This is a genomic window from Acidobacteriota bacterium, assembly GCA_040752675.1.
Taxonomy (GTDB): Bacteria; Acidobacteriota; Polarisedimenticolia; order JBFMGF01; family JBFMGF01; genus JBFMGF01.
In genome coordinates this window covers 18234-43761 of the sequence record JBFMGF010000001.1, presented here as the reverse complement: position 1 = coordinate 43761, position 25528 = coordinate 18234, and the positions used below count along the sequence as shown (strand labels likewise).

General features: G+C 49.3%; 24 protein-coding genes and 1 pseudogene. 8 read left to right on the top strand and 17 right to left on the bottom strand.

Annotated elements, in window-relative coordinates; genetic code table 11:
• Window positions 1–288, top strand: a 288-nt coding sequence (locus AB1756_00205; protein MEW5805773.1) for a hypothetical protein, incomplete at its 5' end; no start/stop codon positions are given.
• A gap of 67 nt (window positions 289–355) precedes the next feature.
• Here the strand turns inward: AB1756_00205 and AB1756_00200 are convergent.
• A complete protein-coding gene (locus AB1756_00200) occupies window positions 356–958 on the bottom strand; it encodes a hypothetical protein (GenBank protein ID MEW5805772.1) in 603 nt (200 codons plus the stop codon).
• Between the two features lie 498 nt (window positions 959–1456).
• Here AB1756_00200 and AB1756_00195 point away from each other — a divergent pair, with 498 nt between their 5' ends.
• Together AB1756_00195 and nikR are read left to right on the top strand one after the other, a co-directional pair.
• Window positions 1457–2869, top strand: coding sequence for a hypothetical protein (locus AB1756_00195; GenBank protein MEW5805771.1), 1413 nt, complete (start codon window positions 1457–1459; stop codon window positions 2867–2869).
• Between the two features lie 77 nt (window positions 2870–2946).
• Window positions 2947–3366, top strand: a complete 420-nt coding sequence (nikR, locus tag AB1756_00190) for a nickel-responsive transcriptional regulator NikR (GenBank protein MEW5805770.1) — start codon at window positions 2947–2949, stop codon at window positions 3364–3366.
• Window positions 3367–3523: 157 nt separating this feature from the next.
• Here the strand turns inward: nikR and AB1756_00185 are convergent, their stop codons facing one another.
• Both AB1756_00185 and AB1756_00180 read right to left on the bottom strand, forming a co-directional pair.
• On the bottom strand, window positions 3524–3769 hold the full coding sequence (locus AB1756_00185) for a hypothetical protein (GenBank protein ID MEW5805769.1): 246 nt from the start codon (window positions 3767–3769) through the stop codon (window positions 3524–3526).
• Window positions 3770–4015: 246 nt separating this feature from the next.
• A complete protein-coding gene (locus AB1756_00180) occupies window positions 4016–4621 on the bottom strand; it encodes a DUF134 domain-containing protein (protein ID MEW5805768.1) in 606 nt (201 codons plus the stop codon).
• Between the two features lie 101 nt (window positions 4622–4722).
• Between AB1756_00180 and AB1756_00175 the strand changes: the two genes are divergently transcribed.
• Window positions 4723–4974 (top strand): ferritin, encoded by a 252-nt coding sequence (locus AB1756_00175; protein ID MEW5805767.1) that lies wholly within the window; start codon window positions 4723–4725, stop codon window positions 4972–4974.
• Window positions 4975–4986: 12 nt separating this feature from the next.
• Here the strand turns inward: AB1756_00175 and tsaA are convergent, their stop codons facing one another.
• On the bottom strand, window positions 4987–5466 hold the full coding sequence (gene tsaA / locus AB1756_00170) for a tRNA (N6-threonylcarbamoyladenosine(37)-N6)-methyltransferase TrmO (protein ID MEW5805766.1): 480 nt from the start codon (window positions 5464–5466) through the stop codon (window positions 4987–4989).
• A 793-nt stretch (window positions 5467–6259) separates the two neighbouring features.
• Here tsaA and AB1756_00165 point away from each other — a divergent pair.
• Complete coding sequence (locus AB1756_00165; GenBank protein MEW5805765.1) at window positions 6260–8440, top strand: hypothetical protein; 2181 nt, start codon at window positions 6260–6262, stop codon at window positions 8438–8440.
• Window positions 8441–8503: 63 nt separating this feature from the next.
• On the opposite strand, the gene AB1756_00160 is transcribed toward AB1756_00165, so the two are convergent.
• Window positions 8504–8908, bottom strand: a complete 405-nt coding sequence (locus tag AB1756_00160) for a hypothetical protein (GenBank protein MEW5805764.1) — start codon at window positions 8906–8908, stop codon at window positions 8504–8506.
• 683 nt (window positions 8909–9591) lie between these two features.
• On the opposite strand from AB1756_00160, the pseudogene AB1756_00155 reads away from it, so the two are divergent.
• Window positions 9592–9696, top strand: a pseudogene (locus AB1756_00155) (hypothetical protein).
• Window positions 9697–9848: 152 nt separating this feature from the next.
• Here the strand turns inward: AB1756_00155 and AB1756_00150 are convergent.
• The 3 genes from AB1756_00150 to AB1756_00140 are packed head-to-tail and all read right to left on the bottom strand — an operon-like array spanning window position 9849 to window position 12986.
• Complete coding sequence (locus AB1756_00150; GenBank protein ID MEW5805763.1) at window positions 9849–10274, bottom strand: septum formation initiator family protein; 426 nt, start codon at window positions 10272–10274, stop codon at window positions 9849–9851.
• A complete protein-coding gene (gene eno, locus AB1756_00145; protein ID MEW5805762.1) occupies window positions 10271–11554 on the bottom strand; it encodes a phosphopyruvate hydratase in 1284 nt (427 codons plus the stop codon). Before eno ends, AB1756_00150 begins: the two co-directional genes overlap by 4 nt.
• Window positions 11555–11582: 28 nt before the next feature.
• Entirely contained in the window at window positions 11583–12986 is a 1404-nt protein-coding gene (locus AB1756_00140; protein MEW5805761.1) for a phosphoglucomutase/phosphomannomutase family protein, read from the bottom strand.
• A gap of 263 nt (window positions 12987–13249) precedes the next feature.
• On the opposite strand from AB1756_00140, the gene cutA reads away from it, so the two are divergent.
• Window positions 13250–13621: a divalent-cation tolerance protein CutA gene (gene cutA / locus AB1756_00135; protein ID MEW5805760.1), complete on the top strand. Its 372-nt coding sequence runs from the start codon at window positions 13250–13252 to the stop codon at window positions 13619–13621.
• A gap of 67 nt (window positions 13622–13688) precedes the next feature.
• Here cutA and AB1756_00130 read toward each other — a convergent pair whose 3' ends face one another.
• The 8 genes from AB1756_00130 to polX all read right to left on the bottom strand — a co-directional run bounded on the left by AB1756_00130 (window position 13689) and on the right by polX (window position 21975).
• Entirely contained in the window at window positions 13689–14828 is a 1140-nt protein-coding gene (locus AB1756_00130) for a PLP-dependent aspartate aminotransferase family protein (GenBank protein MEW5805759.1), read from the bottom strand.
• Between the two features lie 93 nt (window positions 14829–14921).
• Window positions 14922–15875, bottom strand: a complete 954-nt coding sequence (cysK, locus tag AB1756_00125) for a cysteine synthase A (protein MEW5805758.1) — start codon at window positions 15873–15875, stop codon at window positions 14922–14924.
• Window positions 15876–16005: 130 nt separating this feature from the next.
• Window positions 16006–16647, bottom strand: a complete 642-nt coding sequence (locus tag AB1756_00120) for a hypothetical protein (GenBank protein MEW5805757.1) — start codon at window positions 16645–16647, stop codon at window positions 16006–16008.
• A gap of 290 nt (window positions 16648–16937) precedes the next feature.
• A complete protein-coding gene (gene cobO / locus AB1756_00115) occupies window positions 16938–17498 on the bottom strand; it encodes a cob(I)yrinic acid a,c-diamide adenosyltransferase (GenBank protein MEW5805756.1) in 561 nt (186 codons plus the stop codon).
• Window positions 17499–17602: 104 nt separating this feature from the next.
• Window positions 17603–19018 (bottom strand): dihydrolipoyl dehydrogenase, encoded by a 1416-nt coding sequence (gene lpdA, locus AB1756_00110; GenBank protein MEW5805755.1) that lies wholly within the window; start codon window positions 19016–19018, stop codon window positions 17603–17605.
• A gap of 76 nt (window positions 19019–19094) precedes the next feature.
• Window positions 19095–19553 (bottom strand): cyclic pyranopterin monophosphate synthase MoaC, encoded by a 459-nt coding sequence (gene moaC / locus AB1756_00105; protein ID MEW5805754.1) that lies wholly within the window; start codon window positions 19551–19553, stop codon window positions 19095–19097.
• A gap of 85 nt (window positions 19554–19638) precedes the next feature.
• Window positions 19639–20235 (bottom strand): molybdenum cofactor guanylyltransferase, encoded by a 597-nt coding sequence (locus AB1756_00100; protein MEW5805753.1) that lies wholly within the window; start codon window positions 20233–20235, stop codon window positions 19639–19641.
• 9 nt (window positions 20236–20244) lie between these two features.
• A complete protein-coding gene (gene polX / locus AB1756_00095) occupies window positions 20245–21975 on the bottom strand; it encodes a DNA polymerase/3'-5' exonuclease PolX (protein MEW5805752.1) in 1731 nt (576 codons plus the stop codon).
• A 249-nt stretch (window positions 21976–22224) separates the two neighbouring features.
• Between polX and rho the strand changes: the two genes are divergently transcribed.
• The gene (gene rho, locus AB1756_00090; GenBank protein ID MEW5805751.1) at window positions 22225–23634 is read left to right on the top strand and encodes a transcription termination factor Rho; all 1410 of its coding nucleotides are present in this window, start codon (window positions 22225–22227) and stop codon (window positions 23632–23634) included.
• 113 nt (window positions 23635–23747) lie between these two features.
• On the opposite strand, the gene AB1756_00085 is transcribed toward rho, so the two are convergent.
• Entirely contained in the window at window positions 23748–25517 is a 1770-nt protein-coding gene (locus AB1756_00085; protein ID MEW5805750.1) for an adenosylcobalamin-dependent ribonucleoside-diphosphate reductase, read from the bottom strand.
• Between the last annotated feature and the right edge of the window lie 11 nt (window positions 25518–25528).

Below are 25528 nucleotides of genomic sequence, written 5' to 3'. Positions count from 1 at the left end.
CCCGCTTACTCCTCCTTTCATCCGTTCGGGCCTTCCCCGTGCCCCGTCGCACTGCTACTACGCCCTCTGCTGACTCCTGCGCAACGGTCAGGACGATTCATTCCGCATATCCGGTTCCTGTTCGTCGTCCCGCGTCTTCGGATTGGGCTTCCTCCAGACCCCGCCTCACGGCGACGCCCTTGCCCTTCTCCTTGCCTTCGGCTCCGCGAAAACCTGGCGCTGGGACTTGCACCCCGCAAATGGCATATCATGCCCGGCACACACGTTGCCACTAAGCTGCAGTGCTAAGCACTGTCAGCTTGAGCGGTGGGTTACGCTGATTAAGCCATTAATTAAACAAAGTTAAAATCAATCGCTAATTATTATTAGCCTTATTATCTACTTCTACATGCCAAACTGGATCAGCCAAATATCCTCTTTTATATCCTTCAAAAATGCCTTCGTCAGATACGAAATACATTGCAGGATAGAATCTTGCGTAAGCAAGATAATCAATGAGGGGCCACCCCACGAGAAAATGATTAGGAGCGTTCATAACAAGTCGATTAAATTCTTTAGTTCCTCCTGAACTGAAAAGCACCATAAGAAGATCGTAACCTTCAGGAGGCTTCCATCTTGTATTATGAAGATCTCGAAGCCACAAAACACAATAATGACAATCAGTTGTAGAAACCAGAATTGCAAGACGCTTGCCGCGAAATTCTTCTAAGGTAACGACATCATTCTGAGCATTAACTAAAGTTAGATTTGGAAATGTCTCACCCAAATTCTCATGTAGTTTCAGCTCTGCTACAGCTATTAGATCTTCTCCCTTTTCAATAGAGGCAATCTCAGGAGGAAAAGGTCCACGTACGAGTCTAGAATCATCAGGTCTAAATGCTATCATAACGCATGAGAAAATTGATATGCTGAGCCCTAGCGTAAGAATCAATATTGAAATGCTTCTAAATCTATGCACTAATCTGCTCCTGAATAAAAATTTATTCATAATGTTTTTGGATAGATCATTTACTACTCTATTCAGCCTAACGATAGCGCTCAGTGGCCGGCGCCTGGCGGGCTGCTTGCCCCGCAAGCAGCATGACAGGCAGTACGGTCTGCTGGAGCGCATGGTTAGTGCGCCGCTTTAGAAATGCGATGCAACACATAATTTGGCTTTTCAGAATCAAGATTAATGGCTCTATCTTTGAATAGATAAAGCTTAACCACATCCCCTGTGAACCTAAAAGCATATCGATCATCTCCTAAGGCGGCCTTCTGCCGCAACCAAAAAATCTTTTAAGCTATTTCCTCTTTAAAAAGTAAGCGTTCCTCCTGCATACTATCTCCTGTGTTCAACAGAAAAGGAGGAACACTCACATGAACGAATTTATCAAGAAACATTCTACCAAAATCTTTGTCTTCGTTTGACAGAATTCTTTTTAAAGGACACCTGCCGATCAGTTACGCCAAAGGCATGGAGAATTTCCTCGCCAGGCAAGGACTCCTCCTCCGAGACTTCAAAGGCTTCATCGCAAAACATTCAACCTGCTTGAAACACTACACCCAGGACATTGCTGCGAAAGCCAAACGTCCCTACCGGTATCTCACCAGAACAATCAGGAAAGAAGAACTCGCCAGGAAAATCGCCTGCGAGGACGGGATCACATCCGGCTTGATCTGCGTCTTCGCCATCCTCGAAGGCTGCCAGAGTTTCAAGCTCGTCTATGGGGAAGGTCGCCCAACAATAGTCAATGCTCCGCGAAAATGTCTCCGCCTCTACTTCTACTTCATCGATCCCGTTTTCGGATTCACGCACATCCGCCTTCAGACCTGGTTTCCCTTCACTCTTCAGGTATGTCTCAACGGTCACGACTGGCTGGCCAGACAAATGGATACGCGCGGCATCGCCTACCAGAATGTTGCGAACGCTTTCATCCAGATCGATGATCCCGGCCGCGCACAACGGCTGGCCGACCGTTTTCCCAACCTCCCATGGCCCCGCATCCTCTCCAGCTTTGCCCGCAAGGCTAATCCCCTGATGAAAACTCTGTTGAGCGGCATGGAGTACTACTGGGTTGTTGACCAGTCCGAGTACGCCACCGACGTCATGTTCACCAGCCGGAAGATGCTGCAACCTCTGTATGAAAATCTGCTGAAGCATGCCACCCTCTGCTTCAGTGCCGAGGATATCATGACCTTCCTCGGAAGAAAACTGCACAGCGGTTTCGCCGGCGAAATCATCAACACCTTCGCAAAGCGGTGGCCGGGCGCTCGTATCAAACACCGGATGAAGGAAAATTGGATCAAGATGTACGACAAGATCGGATGCGTCCTGCGAGTGGAAACAGTCATCAACCACCCGTATGAATTCATGGTCCGTCGCAGGGGCATATGGAAAGGAGAGTGTGTGGTCGGATGGTTCCCCATGCGAAAAGGCGTGGCTAATTTCTATCGCTACGCCGAGGTCTCCAGGGCTGCCAATGCCCGCTATCTCGATGCCCTCGCCGTGGTCGATGATCCAGCTATCGCTTACAGACAGTTGAACCTTCTCGTGGAACCCGTTCGGTGCAATGATCGCCCTTACCTGGGCTTCAATCCCGCATCTGATGCTGATATCCGCCTGTTCTCCGCCGTCATGCGTGGTGAGCACATGATCAGAGGCTGCCGGAACAAGAATATCCGGTTTCATCTGTTCTCTCCTGCCAGAGGCGTCTGTGAAAACAGACGACAGAGCGCCGCTGTCTCTCGTCTCTTCAAACGTCTTCATCTTCGAGGTCTCATTGCAAAATTCCCAGATCCCGCCGTTGGCGTGTCACCGCCAGCGGCCAGACAATCATGTCTATGGTGCTCAAGCTTCACCATGAATTCTACCCGCAAGCCTGCTTGAGGGCTGCTGCTTGAGCGCACTATCTTCTACGCGTTTTGCGAAGAAGATTCAACGGAAGAAACTATCGGGAGCGAATAATGAAAGATACGATTCGATTTGGCATTTCCATGAGCACTTATCTTCTCCATGATTTCGATCGCCTCATATCAAAAAGAGGATATAAATCAAGATCGGAAGCCATAAGAGATATAATCCGCGAACGCCTTGTCGATCAGGAATGGTTTGATCCGCATAAAGAAACGATAGGGACAATAACCTTAGTATACAGTCATGAAGTTCGGGAACTAGCAGCCGTTCTCACATCTCTGGAACACGACTATTATAAAAACATCCTCTCTTCGATGCATATCCATCTTGACCCTCACAATTGCCTGGAAGTTCTCATTGTCAGAGGGAAAAGCGGTATCATTAAAAAGATAGCCGATAGACTCACCAGCACTAAGGGAGTTAGACACGGTAAGTTAACCATGAGCACTATAGGAAAAAAATTGACTTGAATCCTTAATGTCCTTTATCATGGCAAATGTGACCCTCAATCAAATCTGTCCTATCAACCAATTTGCCTTCCAAGAATTTACTTCTTATTTTCAGCCTTTCCTTCTAATCGTTCCTCCAGCTCCCTGATGCGATTTTCTAATTCCATTTTTTCTTCCTTCAGCCATTGCACCTCTGCTTCGATATCCTCTTTCGCATAAGATTCTGGTGCTTGCCATCCCCATCGATGAACTTGTGATGCGTGAACGATTCTCCCACTCGGGTCTGCATAAAAAGCATCTGGTCCCCAACCACACCGACAAGGTCCAATGTAAGTATATCCGGAGGGAGCACCTGAAGTGGGCCAACCTGCCCACCAACCTCTTCCTCTTCCCCGTCCCCCTCCATACCATCCATAACGTCCATACATTGTTATTCACCCCCTTTCTTTTTCTTAATCAGATCATGGTGAAATGACCTTTCTCTGATGAGATTAACCTGGCATTTGGGACATACCTCCTCTCGGCATGGAATTCCTTGTGCATGCGGTTTCTTATAACCGCATTGTGGACAAACACAATGTCCAACAGGTCCCATACCTCTGATCCATTTTTCTTCTTTCATTTCTTTACCTCTCTTTCTTCCATGGCCAGTTTTAGCCTGGATGTTCAATTATCTTGAGCCTCCTGATCTTCGCCTGAAGCCCCCTCTTTGACCGCCGCCTCTGCGACCAGGCCTTCCTCCCCCACCTAAACCCCTTCTTCCGCCTGAGCCTCCTCTTCCTTCAGGAGCTCTTCCTGCCCCCTGGGCTCCTCTGCCTCCTAAACCCCCTCTGCCCCCAGCAAATCCACCTCGCCCTGTAAAACCTCTATCTTCTTCTGCCCGAAGAATGTTGATGCTGCTACAATGCGAACATTCCGTGGGTCTTGGCATTCCATGAGCCACTTCCCAGGTATGCCCGCAATCCGTACAGCGAAACCTCCTGGTAATCATGATGTAGTCACCTCCCTCTATGCTTAAAGCTTTTCCTTGAACCAAACATTCCGCAATCTTTCTATGAGCTTCTGTAAGAATCCTGCCGAATGTCTGGCGCGAGATTTTCATTTTCTTGGCTGCTTCCTCTTGATATAATCCTTCAAAATCAGCAAGCCTTATAGCCTCAAACTCATCCATGCTGAGGCTGACCTCATGCAAAAAGCGAAGAGGTATCCCTTGCGGCTTGAAAAAACTGGACCCCGGGTGGAAGCGAATCCAGCGACATAATTTTGGTCTTGGCATGGTTCTAATTCGATGTTAATATATTATGAGCATATGCTCATTATAATTTTAATTCTTAAAACCATTCTTGTCAAGATTTTCTCAATGTGAGGAGGTATAAAATGCCTTTCTTTGAACCTTTGGAAAAGATGAATCCCAAGCATGTTGATCTGGAGAGAGCCAGGAAATCGCTCCGCGAGGAGCTGGAAGCCATTGATTATTATCAGGAAAGGATCGATGCAACTGATGATGCCACTTTAAAAAAGATCCTGGCTCATAATATGAATGAGGAGAAAGAGCATGTCGCCATGCTCATGGAGTGGATCCGAAAAAATGATCTGGGGCAGGACAAAATGTTTAAAGAGCATGATTGAAGATTAAGAAGATTAAGAGGATTGATGGGAAGCTTTGCGGCCTTTTTTGCTTTTCATTTTTTGAATCTTCCCCGTTAGCCACCCCACCTTGATTTTCCCTTGGGGATTGAGTTGAGGCAAATATGGTTTGATATCCAGAAGTGGAGTATTGTCGAGAACATCTATGCCTCTGACATAGAGGATATTACCTTTTCTTTTGAGCAATTCCACTATACTTATGCCTATTTGATTGGGTCTTCCCGGATACCTGGTGGAGAACAATCCTCGCCTCACCGTATCCAGGAAAGGCGTGACTTTCAGAGAATATCCTTTCGATCGATGAAACCAATAGATCAAGATGATATGAGAAAAACCGTCCAGATCATCCAATCCTTTCTGGTATTTTTTAAAAACCTCCGCTCTTCCCGTTTCCCTGGATTGAGTCGTTTGTATCGGTGTTACTTTTTTAGATCTAAAAGAGGTTCTTATCTTTCCAATGGGAACGAGTTTCATAATATTGTTTTTCTCCTTTATTTAAAACATTCAACTTCTATCTTATTTTAAACTTCTGATAACTCAATTTCTATCGAAAGAGCAATATAGTCCTCTCACCTGCCTTACTAAACTGATCAGATTCTCTGCTGATGTCTCTCTCGATATGCAACTGCATATTTTCCCTTGCTTGTTTAGTATGGCCATGGTAAAGCTTGTACTATGAGCATCTAATCCTATAATGTTCATGTCGGGTCTCCTTAAGCTTATAGATTTTTGTAAACTGCAATTTCTATTTTAGCTTCTGGATGCCCGATTTTTACATTATCATCTTCACCTGAGCTTTGTGCCTCAGCGTCCCCCTCCTTCAAAAATCCAGCAGAGCATGGCGTTGGAGGTCATACCAGCAGATATCTTTTGACGGGTTGATTCTCCCTTGAGGAAAAGTCTGCCTTATTCTGGCCTCTTCTTCCCCGATTCCTTCTCTATCCATTACCGATTGAGCTTTTTCTTCCCTTTCATTCCCTATTGACAATCATTTTTCTACTAAAGTAATATCATGGGAGAAAATATTGAGAATCAAGCGTGCTTCATAGTAAGGATGGAAGAGAAAACGACGCCGGCTGGAAACGAATTTCCTAACCCTTGATACCACGTACGAGCCAGGAGGCTTGTGCTGCAAGTTCCACGGAGTCTGCCAGGGCGACACCCTGCAACTGAATTAAGGTTAGAGAGGGGCTCCGACAAGCAGAGAGCCTCTTTCCTCTTATTTTTTACACTCCTTCTTGCATAATATTGGATTGGCGTTAGTGGGATGGAAGCTGAAAAAAAGGTTAAGAGGAGAATTGCTGAAAAAGCCGCTGTTTTAGCCATGGCTACCGCAACAACGGTAATGCCGGCAGTAGCTCCCTTCATATCCGCCAAACCGTTAGCGGAAGAGCATGCGAAAGACGAGAAAAAAACTGCCAGCGCGCCACAAACGAAAGCCGCGAGAGGCGGCGGGGAGCTGACGCGCCTCCTATCTCAAACGCTGAACACCTCGACCGTCAACGACTCGAATGTCGACGCGGTTTCCAAGAAGGCAAGCGACGAGTTCAAGCAAGTGGAGATGGGGTTGCGCGCTGCCTCTGTGCCGCTCTTGACAACGTGGCTCGACTTGGCGGACTATCACAAGGGCAAGTGGGAGCAATTGCCTGAAGAAAAGAAGGGGGAGGCAAGGCAGAAGGCGGACGAAGTTTTCTACCATTACTCGGTGAGGTGGAATGGATTTGAAGAGGCGAAAAAAGAAGTGGCCGACGAGGGACAACGCGCTTTCCTCCTCCACCGCCTCTCAATACACAACGCTTACTTGGTCATGCGAGGGCTTGGGATGTCTTCAGGGCTTGCGGCGAACCAAGACTTTTGGAGCGCTTACAACAGGCTCGTGGGGCCGGCTAAAGAGTTCGGGCTTTTGAGCTGGCGTGACGCGCACGTGATTCCCGAGATGATGGCAGAGCAAGCGGAATCTGACAGGTTCGAGCGGGGAATAAGAAAGGGGGAGCAGGACGCGAGCGCTGCTGGAGCAAACCTTCAAGCGGTGAGGTGGGAGCTCGAGAGGGCGAAACAAAAAATGGGGGAAGGAGAAAGCGATGCTGCCATGCAGCTCGTGCGGGATGCCGTAAAGTCGCTGCAGATCGCGAGAAGCTTTGGGGCGCCCAGGCACAGTATTAGGGAAGTGCTTTCTGCGGCAGTTAGCGAGAAAACGGTGGCTGGCTTGCTTCACGCGGCAATTGAGGAGAGGATGGAAGCGGTTACTGGCTTGCTTGCAAAAGACGTTAGCGTGCCAGTAGTTAGATTTCAGGAGGAAGCGAGGCAGCCTATCCCCGGGGCCGTGAAAGAAGAAAAAGTGGTGGTGGAGGCGCCCAAGCCGAGAAAACTCAACCGCGATCTGTTCGTGCTGGAAGAGCTTGACGCGCTCGCAAAGCAAGCGAGCGGAGCCGACTCGCTTAAAGACCATGTGGGGGTGACAACCACTGCCGCAGCTGTTTTCCACGGATTGCTTCAAGAGATTCTCGGCGAGAAAGATTACGAGTGGATTCGCGAGCTCTACGTTTCGAAGCTGCCTACGAAACAGAAAAAGGATGCGCTAGGCAAGTTTGTCTTGCTCGGGAGCTCTGTTTTAACGAGCCCTGAAGTCCGCGAGGAGCTCGTGCGCTCGGGAAAGATAAGGGAGGTGGCAGGCCAGCTCGCCATCGTCGACTCCGCAGAGCTTTGGGCGGACATCGGAGACCTTTGGATGGAGAGGGCGGAAAAAGCTTGGAGGAAGGCATCCAATTCCCGTGGCATAAAAGAAAAGCTGATTGCCTTGAATGAGTCGATGCAGAGCCTCAGAAACGCTCAAGCGAGCTACGTGCAAGCCTCCTGGCGCTTCCTCGAGGAAGAAGTGCCTTCAGTAATCCACTTGAACATCGGCGCGTGCGCCCAGCAAATGCTTGCCATAAGGGAAGCGGTTTTGGGGGGCAACAATGTGTCAGACCCGAAAATGGTTGAGGTCGCGGAGGCAATGCTTTCGGACAAGGAAGCGCTCGCGATGGCTTCGGTTGTCGAAGAAGCCTACGGTAAAGTAGTGGAGCGCGGCCCGCACGGGACAGCGAAGCAAGGAGCCCCGCAAGAAGAATTCGATAAAAACTACGTTTACTATGCGACTGCGTTGGCGCGGCTCGCGAAGTTCAAGCAATCCATGGGAATGGAAGCGGAAGCTGGAAAGCTCTTGAAAGATCTAGACAAGATTCCGCCTGCGAACGGCCACCAGTATTATGCAAGAGGGGTGGTGAGGCAAATGGTTTTAAGCGATTTGGAGGGCGCGAGAAAAGACTTCGATGGGGTGCTCAATTTTACTGCGGCTTCAGATGACTTGAGGGCGCAGGAGACCAAGAGGCTGGCTTTAGAAAATTTGCGCGAGATAGACAAGCTACTTGCGCAAGAAACGGAGAGAGCGCTTAAAGAAGCACAATAATTGCCGGAAAGGCCGCGAGCCCTGCAAGCCCGAGCCTCATCGACTCGTTTTCAGGGTGCATTTTTACCTGAAAGGCCTTGAGTCCCTCCTCAGCTTCATTATCGAGCTCCGGAATCCCACTTGGCCGAGAAGCTGCCTGTAAGCGCGCTCCAACTCGATTCTGTCGAGCGCAGCCCGCAAGTCCGCTTCAATAAATACCGCTGGGTAGGCATAGGACTTGCTGAGCCTCGAGAGAGAGCAAACGGTGCTCGCGATGGAATCGCGCTTGTCTGGCGCGCCCATGAACTCGATTCGCAAGGGCCTGTCCTCAGAGACGGGCTTTGCATAAAAAGCAACTGCTTTCTTGCCCCACTCGCCCAAGTCCCGCAACACCGGGTGCTCCTTGCTGGAGTGCGCGTAAGAGAAAGTGCGCTCCATGGGTTCGAGGAGAAAATACAGGAAGGAGGTGTCGTGGGAGTGGGAGAGCACGCCTGCGCTCTCTGGAAACGCTTTCCCCTACTGTCCTTTATCACGCCGGCCAGAGAACATCGGTGCGATTCGGCTGCTTCGTATAGGCTCGTGTACTCGCCTATCACCCTCCCGTACAACTCATTCACTTCCGAATCCTTGGGGGGCTTGTCCGTTATTTGGGGCACGACAGAGCCATCCAAAAACAAGTATTCCGGCTCGAACTTCTCGATCGCCTCCCTCGCCACCCGCAGCTCTTGCCCCAGCCTGAAAAGCGACTTGTGACAGTTGAACTCGTATGACTCGAGCGAGCTCAACGCATCGAATTCGGGTCGCGGCGAGCTCTCAGGGTGGTATTTGTGGGATGAGATGCGCGAGCCCTTGTCAGTGTGTGATTTTCAATTTGGGAGGATCACCACTGCCATATTCTGGTTCTTTGCGGATCCTGGTATGTTCTGTGAAAGCCCAACTTTTTCATGTCCAGGATATACCGCCAGAGGCACCCAGAAAAGACTGTTCTCTATCGTGTGCTCTTTCATCACTTCGAGGAATTCCTTTCAGAATATCAAAGTCGGTTCGAACGAACCTAAAAGTTTCAAGCTTCGACGATGGCTTGATGGCTCGATTCTTCGCCAGGGAGGTCTTTTCTCTGCTCCTGAAAGAAGAACTCATCAGTATCCGGCCCCCTCCTCTCTTTAGAGAGATTGTCTCTGGATGAGAAAGAGGGTCAGGTCATCTACCAATATGGGAAGGGAAGCTTACAGGAAGAGCGGATGGATTACCTGGAGTTCATCGCCAGAGTGACCTCCCATATCCCGGAGAAACATCAGGTCATGATCCGCTACTTTGGAGCTTATGCCAATGCCCATCGAGGCAGGATGCGCAAGTTATCTGAAGAACGTCATCCTCTCAGGATCATAGAAAACGAATTTCCTAACCCTAAAATTGCAGGATACCAGTCTCAGGGAGAAGGCTCATTTCTCCTCTCCGAACCCGGGAAAGAGTTTTTCTCCTTCTCGAATTCTGGGAATAGAAAGACGACCTCTCCATCTTTCAGGAATCCAAGCCTTTCGCGCGCAAGCTTCTCCTTGCAATAATCGTCGTTCCTCAGCCTGTCTATCTCTTTAACTAGCCTGGCATTCTGCTCTTCCAATTGCCCGACCTCCTCGCAGAGCGAGGCGAATTCCGATTGGATCCTGAGAACGCTCAGGAACCCCCTGTCCCCGAAGACAGCCTTGACGAGCAGCGTCAGGACGAAGAGGACGCTAAGCACGGCCAGGATCCTCGTGGTGAGTTTCTTCCTCTTCTTCCGAGCCTTTTCTCTCCCCGAGACGGGCAAAGTCTCATTGCTGGTTGGAAAAGCAATTTTCAGTTTTATAGGTTTCATCCTTTCTTAAAGATCCTTAAGCCAGGATATATGGCATCTTTGCCGAGATCCTCCTCTATCCTGAGAAGCTGATTGTACTTCGCCGTACGATCCGTTCGTGACGGTGCTCCCGTCTTGATCTGGCCGGCATCCATCGCGACAGCCAGGTCCGCAATTGTCGTGTCCTCCGTCTCGCCAGATCGGTGAGAGACTATCGTAGTGAATCCCGCTTCCCGGGCCAGTCTCATTGTATCAAGAGTCTCGGTCAGTGTTCCCACCTGGTTCAGCTTGATGAGAATGGAGTTTGCGATACCTTCCTCTATCCCCTTCCTGAGGATCTTCTGATTGGTCACAAAGATGTCGTCGCCAACGAGCTGGATTATTTTCCCGAGCCTTTGCGTAAGAATCTTCCACCCGTTCCAGTCGTTTTCTGCCATTCCATCTTCCAGCGATACAACGGGATATCTCTTCACAAGATACTCATAGTAATCCACCAATTCCTCTGCCGACTTGGCCGACTTCACTTCGGCCTTCAGATTGTAATAGCCGTTTCTATAAAAACTCGAGGCCGCTGCATCCATGGCGAGAAAGAGCTGCTCTCCGGGTCTGTAGCCAGATTTCTCGATAGCCATTACGATCATCTGAAGGGCTTCTTCATTATTCTTGAGATTTGGCGCGAACCCTCCCTCATCGCCAACGGATGTGATGAGCCCTCTCTCCTTCAGGACCTTCTTCAACATTTGAAATACTTCGGCACCCATCCGAAGCGCCTGGCGGAAACTATTGGCTCCTGCCGGAACTATCATGAACTCCTGGATATCAATGTTGTTGTCAGCATGAACACCCCCGTTCAGGATATTCATCAGTGGGATGGGAAGCTCCTTCGCATCGGTTCCACCGATCTGCCTGTACAGAGGAACACCAAACGTCGCGGCAGCGGCCTTTGCAACGGCCAAGGAGACTCCAAGAATAGCATTGGCTCCCAGCCTGGATTTGTTCTCCGTACCATCCATCCCTAAGAGAGTTCTGTCAATGAAGGACTGATCGAATACATCCATACCCGAGAGAGCAGGTGAAATTACATCATTCACGTTAGCCACTGCCTTCAGGACACCTTTCCCTAGGAATCTTTTTTCATCGTCATCGCGCAGTTCCAGCGCTTCCATTTTACCCGTGGAGGCGCCAGAGGGAACAGCAGCCCTCCCGATAAAGCCATTCTCAGTGATGACATCCACCTCGATCGTCGGATAGCCGCGCGAGTCGAGGATCTCACGTGCAATGATCTTTTTGATGACGCTCATCTGATTCCTCACTACTTTCCGAAAAGTTCTAATCCTCCAGGATTAATCTCTTAGCTTCCGCCACAAGGTTTGAGAGTTGGCGTTCGGAATGCGCCTCCACATACAGCCGGACGATGGGCTCAGTTCCCGATTTCCGGAAGAGTATCCAGGAATCATCTTCCAGGAGAATCTTTACGCCATCCATTTCATCCAGTTCCCTAACTTTCTTTCCCGCGACACTTTCAGGAATGATCTTCAATCTATCATAGAGCCTCTCGATGATATCCCGCGTTACCGGGATATTCACTCTCTCATTGAAGTAGGAACCAACTTTTCTGAAGAGATCGTCCCGCTGAGCGATCAGACTCTTGTCTCTCTTTGCCACCATCTCCAGCACGAGGAGCACCGCCAGTATTCCATCTTTCTCCGGGACATGCCCCTGTATGCTCATCCCAGCGCTCTCCTCGCCGACGATGAACACTTTCTTTGCAGAGATTAGATCTCCCAGATATTTGAAACCGACAGGAGTAACATAGATCGGGATACCATTCTTCCTCGCCGCCTCCTTCATCAGATGTCCTGTGGCTACCGTCTGTCCAACGCCGCTGTTCCATCCCCTGCTCTCAATAAGGTAATCTGTGAGCAGCCCGAGAATTAGGTTGGGATTCACAAATCGGCCATCAGCATCGATGATGCCGAATCTATCCGCATCGCCATCGAGAGCAAGGCCTAGCGTCATTTTCTTATCCACGACGAGCTTTTTCAATTCCCACAGATTCTTGTCGGAAGGATCGGGAGCAGATCCGCCAAAGTTCACATCTCTGCGATCGTGAATCATCTCGTACCGGATATCACTCCTTTTCAGGATCTCATGGATGTACCTGATCCCCGTTCCATAGAAAGGATCGATGGCAACGCACATTCCGGATCGCGATATGGCTTTAAAATCGATCAGGGTTTCTAAGTGCGGGATGTAAGCATCCATCGGATCCAGGGTTTCAACATCCAGAACCGCCATTGGCATCTCCGGAATCTCTTCAGAGGAAAGAATATCTTCTACAATCTTCTCTATATGGCTCGTGATTTCTGTTGTAGCCGGCATCCCTCTTTCCGTTGTAAATTTGATCCCGTTCCACTCGGGAGGATTATGGCTCGCCGTGACGTTGAGCCCTCCTGCAAGCTGATTTTGAACGATGCTAAAGGAGATGACTGGGGTAGGTGTGAATCCTGAAAGAATGAGGGGATGGACTCCCTCCTCATTCAGGGCTGACGCTGCTGTTTCTGCAAATTTTTCTGAGAGGAATCTGGTATCGCAAGCAACGGCAACTCGTATGGTTTCCTTCTTGCTGTCTTTCAGGTATCTTGCGATGGCTCTTGAGACAGCGTTAACATTTCTGAATGTAAAATCATCGGCTATGATTCCTCGCCAGCCTGATGTGCCAAACTTTACCATGATCCCACTTAAAGTTTTACTTTAATATATCAAATTAACTTTCGAAAAATCAAGAAAAAATATCACAATCTCATCCCTGAAATTTTTAAACAAATTGTTAAAATTAAGGAATTTCATATTGGAATTTTCTTGACTGTATATTGTCGTAAAAATACAATTAAATGCTTTCATAGAAACCAATATGATATTTTCCAGCAAAATCTACAATATTCAGGTTCTTTCAATACTGAGAGAATCAACATTTAGAAACGGGAGAAGCCACAATGAGAAAAAGAAATAGAGCAATGGTCATACTCACAACTGTCGCCCGCGACAAACAGGCAGAAAGGATTGCATCTGCGTTAGTCACTAACAGGTTTGCCGCCTGCGTGAACATAATCCCGGCCGTCTTTTCCGTATATCGATGGAAAGGAAATATCTGCAAAGACAGAGAGAGATTGCTCATCGTTAAAACCTCACCGACTCTCTTCGAGAAGACGAGAAAGAAGATCAGAGAGATACACCCTTACGAGCTTCCGGAGATCATCGCTCTGCCTGTTGAAAAAGCTGACATAGATTATCTCCGGTGGATCGGAAATTCGCTGTTTCCGGATTCTGCTACAGATAAGAAGTCAAAGAAAAATTCCAGCAAATGAAAATGTCTTCACGAAAGATCGGCGCGGAAGTCAATCATTTCCTGATACGAGAGATATCGCGGAAGGATTAGATAGCTTTAAGGCTTCTCTTTAGATCGTCAATGATATCTTCGATATCTTCGATCCCCACTGAAATCCTGACAAGCCCCTCCGTTATCCCGAGTTTCTTCTGCTCTTCCTGAGGAATGGAAGCATGCGTCATGCTGGATGGATGCGAGATCAGAGTCTCAACTCCACCTAGGCTTTCGGCAAGGGAGCAAAGCCTGACCGAGTTCAGCAACCTCCTGGCATTCCTGTATGTTCCCACATCGAACGTGATCATCCCGCCGAATCCCATCATCTGTTTCTTCGCGAGAGCATGTTGCGGATGATCCTTGAGCCCAGGATAGAAGACTCTTCTCACCTTTCTATGGCGCGCCAGGAATTCAGCCACCTTCCTCCCGTTAAAATCATGTCTTTCCATCCTCACAGAGAGTGTCTTGATCCCCCTCAGGACCAGCCAGGATTCAAAGGGAGATAGAATCGCTCCTGCAGATTTCTGAACAAACTTGATCCTTTCTGCAAATTTCGGGTTGGAGGTAATGACGGATCCTCCGACGCTATCGGAGTGGCCATTCAGGTATTTTGTAGTTGAATGAACGACGATGTCTATTCCCATTTCGAGAGGCTTCTGGAAATAGGGCGTCATAAATGTATTATCCACTACGGAGATCAGCCCATGTTTCCTGCATACTCTGGCAACTGCCCTGATGTCGGTCGGGGTCATCATCGGATTGGTAGGAGTCTCGATAAAGATCATCCGTGTATTCTTCCTGATGGCCGACCTGATCGCGGCGAAACGGGAAGTATCAACCCAGGAGAACCCCAGGTTGTAATCCCTGAGAACGCGCTCGAAGAGGCGGAAGGTCCCTCCGTAAACGTTATGGGTAACGATCGCATGGTCTCCAGCTTTAAGCAGGCACATGATGGCATGGATGGCAGACATCCCCGAGGCAAAGGCAAATCCATGCTTCCCCCTTTCAAGTACAGCTAAGTTCTTCTCCAGGGCAAGGCGAGTCGGGTTAATCGTCCTCGCATAATCGTAGGGCCATTCTTTTCCCAGTCCCGGTTGAACGTAGGTGGACGTCAGATATACTGGCGTCATTATGGCGCCGGTGGACGGATCAGGCTCCTGGCCGGCATGAATACAATCAGTGTTGATTCCCATGATTCGCTCCATGCTTGCTTCGTCACTGCCTCCAGATGATCAGGCATCCTTGCATGATTGTCCCCCTCCGTTCGCAATGACACGAAAGTTACACTATTTCTCTAAATCGAAGATATCCTTGCTCATGTAACGCTCGCTCCCATCGGGGAGAACGGTGACTACAATCTTCCCCTTTCGGAGTTCTCCTGCTACCTTCAGTGCTGCCCAGACATTGGCGCCAGATGAGCTTCCCACAAGCAGACCTTCTTTCTGGGCAAGCTGGCGTACCATATCGAAAGCGTCTATATCAGTGACGGTAATGACATGATCGACGAGGTTCATGTCGAGAGTGCCCGGAATGAATTCGCTTCCGATTCCTTCTACACGATGGGGACCCGGTTTCCCGCCGCCAAATATGGAGCCTTCTGGTTCTACAAGATAGACTATGACATCTCTTACCCGTTCCTTCATGTATCGGCCAACGCCGGTCAATGTACCACCTGTTCCAGCACCGATTACGACAGCATCCACATTGCCCCCCATCTGCTCGAAGATCTCCCTTCCGGTCGTATGGTAGTGTATGCTTGGATTGGCCGGATTCTCGAACTGCTGCGGGACGTAAGAGTTCGGGATCTGCACAGCAAGTTCCTTCGCCTTACTGATGGCCCCTTCCATAGCCTCTTCTGTGGGTGTCAGGACAAGCTCGGCGCCTAGAGCCTGACAGAGGATTCTCTTCTCTTTGCTAAATTTTTCTGGCATGACGATTATGACCCTGTATCCTCTCAACACTCCGATGAGTGCAAGTCCTATCCCCGTATTTCCCGCCGTTGGCTCGATGATCGTCGAACCTTTGCTGAGCAGGCCTTTCTTCTCGGCATCCAGGATCAAGCCTAGAGCAGCCCTGTCCTTCACGCTCCCACCTGGATTCATGAATTCGATCTTGGCATAGACATCTCCTTCTCCCGGCCTCTTCAGGTTGTTCAGATGCAGTATCGGAGTGTTTCCGATCAGATCCAGTATCGACTCGTAAGGCTTTCCATGAACCACTGCATACTCCGCTAATCTCATTATTATGAAAAATGAGACGGAGATATTATTTCATGCCCCTGCTTTTGTCAACGAGTACTCCTGCTATAATGAAAAAGCCGGCATGGATGCCGGCTTCATGTTAACCACTGATACTATCCGCCTGTGGTTCCTATTTCTTTTTACCGTGCTTTTCTTTTTCCTTCTCGCGATGCTCCTTCGCCTTCTCCTTCTGATAGATGTGTCTGTGCTTGTATTCTTCTGCCAGGATGATCTTGAAATCCTTCCCAGCCTGTCTCAACTGTATAACATCACGCGGAGGCAGCCCGTAGTATTTGCATGCAACCTGCAGCGTGACCAGATCGTACAGCTCTCGATCTGAGAGAAGGATCCTGTATTTTGGATTCCTTCTATGTTTCTTCCAGTATCCATAGGCTTTGCCATAAGGGGGGCCGGGATCAAAGGGAAAGTCCATGAAATAGATCCTGACCGGGATGCCCAGCCTGAGAGATACGTCCCACCAGGAAAGCCCTTTCTTATGCATGTCGATGATGAGGTCGAGATTCCTACCTGAGTGGTGGGCAAGGAAGAGGACAATGGGCAGATCAATGTCCGGCACGGGCAACCTCTTTGCCAGCCTGACGACAAAATCAGGGTCCCGGTCGAAAAAGTTCGCGTTGATCCTGAGGAACAGGTCATCATTGCTGGCCGTTACACCAAGATTAAAATCGACATCCACTCCCGCTCCTGCCACCGGAGATAAGGAAAAGAGTATCATGGAAAAGAGAAAAGAAACGATCATTCTTCTTAACATGTTTACCTCCAAAGATGAACCATTTTCAAATATATATCCCTGAGGATTTTAGTCAAGATTCTTAGATGTCATGCAGGATCAATCAAGAATATTGATGGTTCCGAGGATGGAATCTGGCAAAACATGCTGCTAAACTCATTGGCCTCATGAAAATTGTGTCGGTTTCAGGATTCTCAAAAGGGGGTGGCAAGACATCCCCAATATGTCTGTTTCTGGGATATTTCGAGGGATGGGGAGTTTTAAAGGTCACGCCCATTCACAAGGGAGAATGCCGCGAAGGAAAGAACTGCTCAAAAATCTATCCCCCTCGCTGCTGAAATTTTCTTCTTGAATGGATGCTTGATCTCCTTCATCTCTGTGACCATGTCGGCAAGATTGATCAGAGCTTTTCTGGCATTCCTTCCGGTGAGAATCAGATGGAGAGATGACGGCTTTAACTCGATCAATCTTTTCACTTCAGAAAAAGGGATGAGACCTAGGTGAACGGCAACGTTGATTTCATCCAGGATCACGATGTCGTATCTAAGCGATTTGATGGCCTTTGAAGCGAGTTTTAAACCTTCCCGTGCTGCCTGTTTATGAATGTCTACAGAGAATCTATCCCCCAGGATCCTGTAAAACCCCTTTCCCGCATTGAGCATTTTGATCTCAGGGATCCGCTTGACAGCATCGTCTTCTCCAGAGGGAACCGTTCCTTTGATGAATTTGATCATGCAGGTCTTCATACGGTGGCCGCTTCCCCTCAGCGCGATTCCAAGCGCCGCACTCGTCTTCCCCTTTCCATCTCCTGTGAAAACAACGACCAGCCCTCTCTGCTTCCTGATTTTATTCTGCGTGATTGTTCTTACCATATCTCGATCGATTTCTTAATACTTGCACTATCCTTCATCATCCATTCATGTCAGGCCGGATTCCTGACCCGTTCACATCAATGACAGATAACCGGAGCATTCCGCTATCCGGGAGGGTTGTGGATGGCTATGCCATGGACGTCGTGCGCGGCTTCCATGACGGCTTCACTAAGCGTTGGATGAGTGTGAATGAGCGAGGCGACCTGCGATGCTGTCATCTTCCACCGGACAGCAAGAGCCGCTTCGTGGATGAGATCAGTAGCATGCGGACCGATGATATGAACGCCAATGACCCTGTCATCTTTTCCATCAGCGATGATCTTCACGAAACCTTCGATCTCTCCCATGGCATGCGCCTTCCCGAGCACCCTGAAGTTGAACCGTCCCGTCTTTGTTTCAATACCCCGCTTAAGCGCTTCTTCTTCAGTCAATCCCACTCTACCGATCTCGGGCGATGTGAAGATCCCCCAGGGGATGCTTTCATACTCAAGCGTGGAATTTTTACCGAGTGAGTTCTCAACTGCAGCAATCGCCTCTGCCGAGGCAACGTGCGCAAGCATCAGCTTTCCGATGATGTCGCCCGCCGCATAGATGCCGGGAACGCTTGTCTCAAATCCCTCGCCGACGACGACCGACCCATTATCCCTAATCTTAATATTGAGATTTTCAAGTCCGATCCCCTTCGAGTTGAACTCCCGCCCTATGGAGACGAGGATCTTCTCGGATACCATCCTGCTCCCGTCGGAAAATATTGCTGCAATTCTGCCATCTTTTTCTTTCTCTATCCCTTCAACTTTCGCCGCCGTTTTGAGAGCTATCTTTCTCTTCTTCATCTCCCGTTCCAGTACCTTTGAAATCTCAGAATCTTCATGAGGTAGGGCTCTCTCCATCATCTCGACGATTGTGATCCTGCAACCGAATTCGGAGAGAATGAAGGCGAATTCACATCCGATTGCTCCTGCGCCTATGATGAGGATGGAATCCGGAACCTGGCTCATACTGAAGAAATCGTCGCTCGAAAGAACCGCTTTGCCATCAAAGGGGAAAGCGGCAAAATCCATCGGCTTAGATCCAGTGGCGATCAGGATTCTCTCACTTTCGAAGATCTCCTCTGCAGGACCCACCGTCAATGAATCTTTTCTTCTAACTCTGATCTTTCGCTTTCCCACTATTGTTGCTTCCCCTTCGACAAGATTTATCCTGTTCTTCTCGAGAAGAGACCTGATTCCTCCTCTATTGATCTCAACGACCCTTCGTACGCGTTTCACCATGGCTTCGAAATTCAGTTTGACTTCGCCGCCGACATCGATCCCGAATTCCGAAGATCGCTTGATCTTTGAGAGGATCTCCGCTGATGCCACGAGTGTCTTTGTCGGGATGCACCCCACATTCATGCAGACCCCACCCAGCTCCCCTTTTTCGAATATTACGACCTTTGCTCCGAGTTGTGCAGCCCTTATGGCACCGACATACCCTGCCGGCCCGGCTCCGATGATCACTATGTCATACCTCTCGGCCATCCAACACCTGATTTATCTTGCTAATAGGTTGGGTATCCTGCCTGACATTTCCATGAGCCTCGGCAGAATGCCGCGACTAGTCGAGATGATAATCGCCACTCTTTCCACCCCTTTTCGAGACGAGCCTGATGTCTGAAATGACGATCGATTTATCAATCCCCTTACACATGTCGTAGATTGTCAGTGATGCAGATGCTACTACCATTAGAGCTTCCATCTCGACACCAGTTCTCTCCATTGCCTTGACTTCTGCCTCCACGGCAATTTCATTTTTCTCAGGGTCTGGATGGAATCTAACATCGATTCTATCGATGGAGAGAGGATGACATAGCGGAATTATCTCTGATGTTTTCTTGGCTCCCTGAATTCCTGCGATCTTTGCGACGGCCAGGACGTCTCCTTTTGGAAGTTGCCCCTGCATCAATAGCCTGAATACTTTTCGACCAAGCTGAACCCTCCCTCTTGCCATTGCAATCCTTTCTGTTAATCCTTTCCCACCAACGTCTACCATCCTTACCTCAGAACAAGTCTTCATAACTTTCCCACTGAATTGTCTGGTTGTCTCTTTATTTTTCAGCATCATTCATTTCACTGCAGTGACCTCTCAAGGAAAATTAAGATTACAGCAGTTCCATGAGCTTTGCAAGTTCTTCTGGCCTGTTCAGATTGAAGAGATTCCTCTCGATGTCTAATCCGGCAAGCTCTGATCCTTTTATGAAATGGGTCTTTGCCTTTCTACAAAGAGACTGTACTCTAAGATCGCCTCTTTGCAGATTGTCCTTGATCGAAGCCAGGCAGCGTCTTCTGTAAATGCTGCAGAGTGGATGGATCTTTCCGTCAACTTCAGGAATCAATATCTCGAAACCCTCGGATGATAAGGAATGCTCGAAGATCTCAATGACCCTTCTGACAAAGTCCGGTTCCAGCAGAGGGTAGTCGCACCCGGCTATGAAATTTCCATCAGTCCTGCTGTTGAGAAGCCCTGTGTATATCCCTGCGAGCGGTCCCTTGCCCTTATGGAGGTCTTCAAGAATGGGATGATTCAGGAAGCTGTAATCATCCGTTCTGTCTGTGATGATGAGTATCTCTGAAACAGAAGGAATAAGGGCATCTATAATGCGCTCCACGATCTTCCTGCCGCCAAGCTCCATGAGCCCCTTGTCGCGTCCCATTCTTCTGCTCTTGCCGCCGGCAAGAATGATTCCGGTGATCATCATTCCTCCCTGTTAGTGCTTAAGCCATTTCAAGAGGTCTTTAAGGTGCATGGTGTTGATGACATCAGATCTCGTAAGCCAGCCTCTTCGCGCCATCGCAATCCCATACTTCATCCAGATGAAGTGGTCTTCACTATGCGCGTCGGTTCCGATGGCAACCTTGACCCCCATATCTCTCGCCATCCTGCAGTGAATATGGTTAAGGTCCAGCCGCAGATAATAACCGTTGATCTCGAGTGCCTTTCCATGCTCTGCTGCCGCCTTCATGACCTTTTCCATGTTGACCCTGTACGCTTCCCTTTCTCCTATGAGCCTTCCAGTGGGATGAGCTATGATGTCAACATGAGGATTTGCCATGGCTGAAATGATCCTCCCCGTTATTTCATCCTCAGACTGTGTAAAGCCAGTGTGGATCGCCGCAATAACTATATCCAGTCTTTTCAGAAGGTCATCCGGATAATCCAGCTTTCCAGGACTTTTTCGAGTCGATCCTCTCGAGAGTATGTCAACTTCAGCCCCCTTAAGGATCCTCAATGCTTTCAATTTTTTATTGATCCTGTCGATCTCCTCCATCTGTCTGTAGAGATCATCAACGCTCAAACCTCCGGCCACCCTCAGGGATCTGGAATGATCGGCAATGACGACGTATTCATACTTCATTTTTCCAGCAATGGAGGCGATCACTTCCAGAGAGAGTGTGCCATCGCTCCATTCCGTATGTACATGTAGATCTCCCCTGATATCTTCACGTTTTACTAGCTCAGGCAGTCTGTCCTTGATCGCCGCTTCTATCTCGCCTGCATCCTCGCGTAACTCAGGGGGTATCCACTTCATTCCCAGCTTTTCATAGACTTCTCTCTCCGTCTTTCCAGCAACTTTATCATCATTTCTGAATATCCCGTACTCGCTGAGTTTGTACCCTTTCTCTTTGGCGATTTCCCTGAGTTTGATGTTGTGGTTCTTGGAACCGGTAAAATACTGGAGCGCGGAGCCGAACGACTCTTCGTCGACGACTCTCAGGTCAACTTGTTTTCCCTCCTCCACTCTGATGCTACCCTTTGTCTCGCCTGCTGCCAGGACTTCCCTCACCTGCGGAAGGTGAACAAATGCATTGATGATCTCCTTCCCGTTCTTCCCTGCCGCCAGAATGTCGATATCGCCGACCGTCTCGCAGCTGCGCCTGAGAGAACCTGCAGGTTCGATGGCACTGATATTCCTGTTTTTCCTGAGGGTGGTGATGATTGCCTCGGCGATAGGTGATGCGATGCCGAGCGGCATCCTCTCCATCCCGCCAATGTGAAGAGCGATCCCTTTCAGGATATTGGATGCTTTCTTCTCGCCGAATCCTTTCAATCCTGCGACTCTTCCGTCCTCGATCGCCTTCTTCAATTCACCTATGTTTCTAACTTTGAGCTCACTGTGGATCAGCGCGAGCGATTTCGGTCCCAGCGATGGAATGGCCAGCATCGCGATGAGCTCATCAGGAATCCCGGCTTTCACCTCTTCATACTTTTTCATCCTCCCCGTGTCGATGTATTCCTTGATCTTCTTCGCGATTCCCTCACCAACTCCAGGAATCTCTTTGAGCTTTCCCTCTTCATTGATCTTCTCGATATCCTGACTCAGATCGGCGATGATCCTTGCCACCTTCCTGTAAGCGCGGATCTTGAAAGGGTTCTCGCTCTTGAACTCAAGGATGTCGGCGATCCTGTCGAAGATGGCCGCGACGTCCTTGTTCTTCATAAGTTACCTCCGGCATTGCCATCCTTCCAACGGCAGTTCTGCTTCTCCTATAATGTTAAGCCCATTCCACCCGGAAGGGAACTATTTTTATTGGCAGCTTCCCTTTTTATGGAGAAGTGCTATAATGTAAAAGGTTTTAAGCGTTTGATCTCCAGATGAAAACTCCTTGAATTCATGCTTTGTTGCAATATATTATTCAAGCAAACCAGCGATTATTATTCACTGTAAACTTCGCAATCAGGAGGACCAATGTCTAACACTGAAACTAAATCGAAGCGTGGCAGGCCAAAGGAAAAGGAAGTAGAGGCAGGAGAAGAAGAGCAGGTTGAAAAAGCAACTGACGAAGAACGACAGCCTGAGGAAAAAAAGCCTATCGTGATAGTATCCGAACAACAGCCTGCTTACGATCTGCATTCTCTTTCTCAGATGAGCTCCAGCGCTCTGGCTGCAATGGCACGAAAGCTCAAAGTTCCTGGCGTTGCCGGGATGAAGAAACAGGACCTGATCTTTCAGATTTTAAAAGCGGAAGCGGAACAGAAAGGGTATGTCTTCGCCGAAGGAGTCCTGGAGACACTCCAGGACGGATTCGGGTTCCTCAGGGCCCCGGAGTATAACTATCTTCCTGGCCCCGACGACATCTACGTCTCCCACTCGCAGATCAAGAAGTTTGGTCTTCTGACGGGGGATACAATATCGGGCCAGGTCAGACCTCCAAAAAACGGGGAAAACTACTTCGCCCTCATCAAGATCGTTGCCGTCAATTTTGAAGATCCGGAGAAGGTTAAGGACAGGATATTGTTCGATAATCTGACTCCTCTCTATCCACAGGAAAAGATCAGGCTGGAAACGTTCCCGGAGAACCTCTCCGGAAGGGTAATGGATCTTCTCACGCCGATTGGTAAAGGACAGAGAGGACTGATCGTATCTCCTCCGAGGACCGGGAAGACTATGCTGCTGCAGTCTATCGCAAATTCCATCACGGCGAATCATCCTGAGATTTATCTCATCGTCCTGCTCATCGATGAACGGCCCGAGGAGGTCACGGACATGCAGCGTTCCGTTGACGGAGAGGTCATCAGCTCAACCTTCGACGAGCCTGCGTCGCGCCATGTCCAGGTCGCCGAGATGGTCATCGACAAAGCAAAGAGACTGGTCGAATACAAGAAGGACGTCGTCATCCTGCTCGATTCCATCACCAGACTTGCAAGGGCTTACAACGCCGTCGTTCCATCGAGCGGGAAGGTTCTTTCTGGCGGCGTCGATGCCAATGCCCTGCAGAGGCCCAAGAGGTTCTTCGGCGCTGCGCGCTACGTTGAAGAGGGGGGGAGCCTTACGATCATCGCCACGGCTCTCATCGACACGGGAAGCCGGATGGACGAGGTCATATTCGAAGAGTTCAAGGGGACGGGAAACATGGAGCTCCATCTTGACAGGAAGCTCGTCGATCGAAGAATCTTCCCTGCCATCGACATCGATCGATCTGGAACCAGGAAGGAAGAGCTCCTCCTCGAATCGGACGCACTGAACAAAGTCTGGGTGTTGAGGAAGATTCTTTCACAGATGTCCTCAACCGAATCGATGGAACTGATCCTCGACAAACTCTCCAAGACGAAGGGCAATGCCGAATTCCTCCAGATGATGCAAAAGCCCTCCTTTTAATTCTCTCCAATGCATTGGATAGCCGCAGCATCCTGCCTGGATCGTCGGGTGGTCGAGGCCATGTGCTACCATCTGCTCGCAGCCGAAGAGCTTCGCTGAGTTGATGAATATAGTTAATCGATGAGGCAGGTATCGGGATCACAGCGGAGAAGATGCTCGATGCTGAACTTCTCAGGAATCCCCAGGTTCAGGACCTGACTCTGCTTGCTCCCATACCGGTAAATTGTGACTCCCTTAAGATCCAGCTTGTTGGCAATGAGGTAGACTTGCTTGACGTGGTCGATGAGGGCCGAGTGCTTCATGTTGACCGTCTTCGCAACGCCGCTGTCCACGTGCTTCTGGAAGACAGCCTGCATCTTAAGGTGTCTCATGGGTGGGATATCGAGAGCTGTAACGAAGAGCTTCTTCAGATCATCGGGAACACCCTTTATCCCTCTCACGCTTCCCTTCCGTGCTATCTCCTCCATCAGGAATTCGGAATAGATCTTCCTCGACTTCAGCGCCTCCACGAACAGCGGGTTCACTTCAAGGAACTCCTTTCCGCCGAGCACATGTTTCCGGATATGCGCAACTGCAAAGAGCGGCTCAATCCCTGAAGAAGTTGCGGCGATCAGACTGATCGTTCCAGTCGGGGCTATGGAGAGCCTGCAAGCATTCCTAACCTTGACTTTTTTTGCCTTGAATATGCTGTGCGGATAGTTTGGGAATGGTTTCCGTTTTTCCGCCAGACTCACCGAAGCTTCCAGTGCCCTCTTCCTCATGAAACTTATGATCTTCTCAGCGATCTTGAGAGCCTCCGTGGAATCATAGGGGATGCCAAGCTGGATGAGAAGGTCAGCAAATCCCATGATGCCAAGACCGATCTTCCTGTTGCCTAGTGTTGCTTGCGATATCTCCTCGAGAGGGAATCTGTTGACATCGATTACGTCGTCAAGGAAACGGACTCCTTTTTCAACTATCTTCCCGAACCTTTCGAAATCGAATATGCGTTCCTTCTTCTTAACCTTCAGCATCCTGGAAAGATTAATGGAGGCAAGATTACACGATTCATAGGAAAGAAGCGGGACCTCGCCACAGGGATTGGTCGCTTCGATCATTCCGAGAGCCGGGGTTGGGTTGTCCCTATTCACTCGATCCAGGAAGATTATCCCGGGGTCTCCCGTCTCCCAGGCTGCCCTGCAGAGCAGATCGAAAAGATAGCGGGCATCGATCCTTCTATCTTCTTTGCCAGTCCTGGGATTTACGAGAGGGATCTCCACGCCTTTCCTGTAAGCTTCGATGAAAGAATCGGAAACGGCAACGGAAATATTGAAGTTCGAGAAGGTACCCGGTTCCATCTTGCAGAGGATGAAATCCACGATGTCGGGATGGTTTATCCTCAACACCCCCATATTGGCACCACGTCTCCTGCCCCCCTGCTTGATGCTCTCTGTGGCGCTGTCGAAGACGCGCATGAACGAGACTGGTCCAGATGCAAAACCTCCTGTCGTGGAGACTATGTCATCAGAGGGTCTGAGCTCCGAGAAAGAAAATCCTGTTCCTCCGCCCGTTTGCTGGACGAGTGCCATGTTCCGAATGGCTTGAAAGATCCCTTCGAGGGAATCGGGCACTGGAAGGACGAAACAGGCGGAGAGCTGTCCAATGGGATTTCCAGCATTCATCAATGTAGGAGAATTGGGAAGGAACTCGAGTGACTCCATCATCCTGAAAAATTCCTCCTCCCATTTCGCGGGCTCGGCGTCGGTATAGTTCTTTTCAGCCTGAGCTACGACGTGGGCCACGCGCCTGATCATCGCTTCCGGCGTTTCCTTGATCGTGCCATCGAAACTTTTCAGGAGATACCGCTCTCGAAGGATCTTCATCGCATTCGCCGTCAACTCCATGCCCTTGCCCT